The following is a 5,066-nucleotide window of genomic DNA, read 5'->3' on the forward strand; positions in this document are numbered from 1 at the left end:
GTCATCAAGAAGTCTTTGAGTCAAAGAACACATCGCTGTCACCATTGTGGTTTTGTAATAGACCGAGACTGGAATGCAGCAATTAACATACTTGAGTTAGCACTCCGTACCGTGGGGCACATGGGAACGTTAAACGCCTCTGGAGACATCGACCTCTGCATTGGTGAGGCAACTCCTCAATGTAAGCCGAGTCGTGGAAAGAGGAAGCCCAAGAAGTGATTCTTGGAATCCTGCGGTACGGCCGGGGAGGATGTCAACTCATCCTTAAGCTTTTACCCTGAATTTTTGACGGTTTTGTCATCGATCGGGCAAGGGAGCGGGCGATCGTGTGTGAAGTTAAAATAAAACTAGGCAGAAACTCAGCCAGAGTGAGTAGAATAGCAAGTATTGTAAGAATTCATTTACGATCAGTCCAAATATTCCCCAAGGCTTTAGCGGAGGGGACATAGGGCGCGGTAGTACGTCCGGTAAGGGTAACACCTTATAAAACAGTTCGATCGTCAATCGTGAAAAATTGACCGATCAAACCTGTAACTATCAAGAAGCTTCGCTATTAAACTACTGCTTGTACAACCATTCATGCCTGTGATTGAAAGAAGACAAAATCGCAACCTACCCCAGATCAACGAAAATATTCGATACCCCAAAATCCGGGTAATCGATACCGACGGCGCGCAACTAGGGATATTGACGCCTGCAGAAGCGCTGCGCCTGGCAGAAGAAAAAGAACTCGATCTCGTACTTGTCAGCGACAAAGCTGACCCGCCCGTATGCCGGGTAATGGACTATGGGAAGTACAAATTCGAGCAGGAAAAGAAAGCGCGAGAAGCAAAGCGGAAGCAGCACACTGCCGATGTTAAAGAAGTGAAGATGCGCTACAAAATTGAAGAACACGACTACCAAGTGCGCCTCAAACTAGCAGACCGCTTTATCAAATCTGGGGACAAAGTAAAAGCCACGATCATGTTCAGAGGTCGGGAAATCCAACACAGCAACCTAGCAGAGGACTTGCTTAAACGCATGGCCACAGATTTGCAGGAAATCGCAGAAGTGCAGCAAGCCCCCAAAAAAGAAGGACGCAGTATGATGATGCTGCTGTCGCCAAAGAAAGTATAAATAGATAGTCATTAGTAAGCAGTCATCAGTCATAAACTGGTGACTGATAGCTGATGACTTCGGAAGTTAGTCAGGAATAAGCTACCACACAGGGAAATCAACGCTGCATGGAAAATTTTCAAATCAGCGGTTCGGCGGGAGTAAGACAAGGAGTGCTACGATCGCTCAACCTGCGATCGGAAGAAGTAGAGCGAACCTTACTGATGTTCCTCGTCTACACTCTAACCTCCGTCGGGCTGATCTGGCTGGAACTCAGCACAGTAGGTCTGTTTTTAGACGAGTACGGTGCCGACAAAATGCCCTATATCTACATAGCCAGCGCGTTTATCGGTTCTGGCTTGGGATTTGTGTACTCGTGGCTGCAAAAAATCCTGCCGCTGAGGCGCACCGTCGTAGTGGTTCTGGGCATGATGTCGGTACCGCTATTTTTGTTTCGATTCGGAATTGGCTACGAAAATACTAAGATAGCTGGCATCAGCATCGCTTTTATTACTATTTTTTTGATGTGGCTGTGGGTGGAAGCTTGCTATGTCCTCAACGACCTTAATACTTCTATCACTTCCAACCAACTGTTTAATATTAGAGAAATCAAGCGCACCTATCCGCTAGTCAGTAGTGGCTATCTAGTAGCTGGAGTAGTCAGCGGATTTTCTCTGCCTGTTTTACTGTACGTAGTCGGACTCAAAAACGTTACCCTCATATCGGGGTTGATGGTGGCGACAGGCTCGGTGTTGCTCTACTACCTCACGGAAAAATACAGCCAAGCATTCCCGGAAACGGCTCACTGGACGGATGACGACGAAGACGACGACCAAGAAGAATTTACCGCCCGCAAAGTTACAGGCCCCCTCCAAAAATACGCCGTACCTCTAGTCAGTTTCTTCATCCTCGCAGAAGTCGTCTACGTGCTGGTAGATTTCCAATTCTACAGCCAGCTAGAATACCAAAACCCGGGGGACGGAGCTAGCTGGATTGCTAGCTTCCTGGGCATTTATGAAGGCATACAAGGCCTGTTTCAAGTGGCGACTCAGTGGTTCGCTTCGAGCCGGTTGGTTGAAAGAATCGGTGTATTCGTGACGGCGATGATTTTGCCGGCGGGCATCGCTATACTCGGGGTGCTGACCATAGGAGCATCTCTGGGCCAGCTAGTATCTGTGTTTATCGGGCTGATATTGCTGAGATTTTTAGACGAACTGCTGCACTACACGCTGTTGGAAACCGTTAGCCCGGTTTTATTTCAACCGATTCCCGACAATATTCGATCGGGAATTCAAACTTTGGTCAACGGTGTGGGCGAACCTTTGTCCTGCGGAGCTACAGGAGTAGGTATCCTAATTATGCTTTGGGTGACAGGCAAGATACTCCCCCAGCAAGATGAAGAGATATTTCACGACCAGCAAAGCTTAATATTTATTGGCGCGATCGTCATATTGGCACTGTTGTGGGTGTTTGTCGTATGGTTGATCCGCTCTCAATACGTGGGTTTGTTGGTCAAAAGTGCGGAGCGGGGGCGCTTGGGCGTCACAGATGTTGACCTCAAAGCTCTCAAGCGCGCAGTGGTGGAAACTCTACAAAAGCCGGGGGGTGAAGATGAAAAGCGCTCTTGCATAGAACTCCTGACGCAAATTGACCCCAAAAATGTCGGAGAAGTTCTGGCTCCCCTCCTCGATTCGCTGTCCCCTGGTTTGCAGCGCCAGAGCTTGGAAACGATGCTGCAACACCCGAACCCCGCATATTTAGAATCTGTCCGCGCACTTTCGCAGCAATCCTTGCCGCCGGAGGTTCTGGCCTTGGCTTTGCGCTACATTTGGCTGACGGAAGCTGAACCGAATATTGAGAGTTTGCGGCCTTACTTGCAGCCGACGGTCGATCCGGTGGTGCGGGGTACGGCGGCTGCTTTAATTATGAGAAGGGGCGATCGCCTGCAAAAGGCAGAGGCTACTAATACGCTGCGGCAAATGCTGACACACAAGCAAGAGCGGGAACGTGTTATGGGGACGCGGGCTCTGGGAGAAGCTGATTATTTGCAAGGACTGCGGCTGCATATCCCCAATCTGTTGCAAGATGAATCTCTGCGAGTGCGCTGCGCTCTGTTAGACGTGATTTCGTCTACTCATTCGGAAGAATATTATCCTTCGCTGCTGCGCGGACTTGGTTACAAATCGACTAGGGAAGCGGCTTTGCAGGCTATAGTCAAACTTCACAACGATGCCATTCCTTTGCTCGTTTATTTGGCTGAGGATATCCACAAGTCGGATTTGGTCAGGTTGCAAGCTTGGACGGCTCTGGGTCAAATTGGGACAAATGAGGCGATCGACATTTTGGTGAGCAATTTGATGACGGCTTGGGGAACGACGAGGCGCAATATCCTCCGCATCCTGTTGAAAATGCCTTCGGAAGCGGGGATAGAAGGGGTTCTAGACCGCATCGGCCGTAGCGGCTTGGAAACTCTTATCGAACAGGAGTTAATGTTTATCGGTCAAATTTATGCAGGTCTGGTAGATTTGTCTGGGGTAACAAGCTACGGCAATTTCTCGGATCGGGAAGCCAACAGCACCGGGGCACCTGGGAACGATACGGCTCAATTGTTGCAGCGGGCTCTGGCTGGGTTGGAAGCTGATGCTAGGGAGCGGTGTTTTTTGCTGATGAAGTTTCTTTATCCGCTGGACACGGTACAAGCCGCTGCTTTCAACATCGCTTCTGGTCAACCTTCTTTGGTTGCGAGGGGATTGGAAATTCTGGATAATACTGTGGATATAGCTAGGAAGCGATCGCTCATCAATTTGTTAGACCAACACTCAGAAAGAGAAAAATTGAGCAACCTCTCGGAATTGATGGTTTACAAACCTCTAGCCCCTAGCGATCGTTTGCGCCGCTTGCTAGAATTGCGCCACTTCCTTTCCGATTGGGCATTGGCCTGCTGCTTTCACTTGGCGAGACAAGCGCGCTGGAGTCTTACGGCTCAACAAACTCTTGTCTGTCTGCAGCACCCGACGGGTTTTGTCCGCGAAGCAGTGTTAGCCTATTTGAAAATAGCCTCGCCGCGGGCTTTGGTCGAATTGTTGCCCAGGCTGCAAAATGACCCCGATAATTTGGTATCCGCTCAAGTTGAAGAGATGATGGCAGAGTTGGGTGCTGGGGGAAAAAGGTAAAGAAGGAAGAAGGAAGAAGGAAGAAGGAAGAAGGAAGAGGGAAGAGGGAACAAAAAGAAACTATGCCCAATGCCCAATGCCCAATGCCCAATTCCTCTTCCTTTGTTTAAGTTTAAATTAATCACTGCATCTCATTATGTTAACAAGCGTTGAACGCCTATTGTTTGTGAGGGAGGTTCCGATTTTTAAGGAACTGCGGGATGATTTTCTCGTGCGTCTAGCATCGGTAATGGATGAACTTTCGTTTCCTTCCAAGCACAGGATTTTTACGGAAGGACAAGAAGGTCGCTCTCTCTATATTTTGGTATCGGGAACGGTGCGCGTGCATATAGGGGATCGGGATTTGGCACAGTTGAAAGCGGGGGCTTGTTTCGGGGAAATGTCGCTGTTTGATGCGGAACCTCGATCGGCTTCTATTTCTACTCTTGAACAATCCGAGTGTTTGATGCTGACTCAAATGCAGCTTTATGATGCGATTGATGAAACGCCGGGAATTGCGGTGAATATTATTCGCTTGCTGTCGCGCCGGATTCGGGAGTTGAATCAAAAGTTGAATGCTAAAGAAGCCATGATGCCTCCTACAGAGACTGTGAGAGTTCCTGAAATGCGATGAAATTGGGGAATTGAGAATTGTGTTTTTAGTCGATCGGTAATTCTGCACAATTTATATTCTGTAAGGTGCCAATAGCGCACAATTTATCTGGCTAGTGTCCGCTATTGGCACCTTATACTATATTTACAAAAAAAATGTAACTATAGACAACCCCCAAACCCGAATATTCATAAGTCATAGCCAAT

4 protein-coding genes are annotated in these 5,066 nt (G+C 48.4%); all 4 read left to right on the plus strand.

Features of this window, described 5'->3' with window-relative positions:
* Nucleotides 1-219: zinc ribbon domain-containing protein (locus tag QUB08_RS22655; RefSeq protein WP_333227317.1), on the plus strand; the 219-nt coding region annotated here is incomplete at its 5' end.
* Nucleotides 220-579: 360 nt separating this feature from the next.
* A complete protein-coding gene (gene infC / locus QUB08_RS22660; RefSeq protein WP_006635262.1) occupies nucleotides 580-1,116 on the plus strand; it encodes a translation initiation factor IF-3 in 537 nt (178 codons plus the stop codon).
* A 107-nt stretch (nucleotides 1,117-1,223) separates the two neighbouring features.
* Nucleotides 1,224-4,268, plus strand: a complete 3,045-nt coding sequence (locus QUB08_RS22665) for a HEAT repeat domain-containing protein (RefSeq protein WP_333227319.1) — start codon at nucleotides 1,224-1,226, stop codon at nucleotides 4,266-4,268.
* A 136-nt stretch (nucleotides 4,269-4,404) separates the two neighbouring features.
* Nucleotides 4,405-4,881, plus strand: coding sequence for a Crp/Fnr family transcriptional regulator (locus QUB08_RS22670; RefSeq protein ID WP_190660410.1), 477 nt, complete (start codon nucleotides 4,405-4,407; stop codon nucleotides 4,879-4,881).
* Nucleotides 4,882-5,066 lie beyond the last annotated feature (185 nt).

This window comes from Microcoleus sp. BR0-C5, from assembly GCF_036705045.1.
In the GTDB taxonomy this organism is placed as follows: domain Bacteria; phylum Cyanobacteriota; class Cyanobacteriia; order Cyanobacteriales; family Microcoleaceae; genus Microcoleus.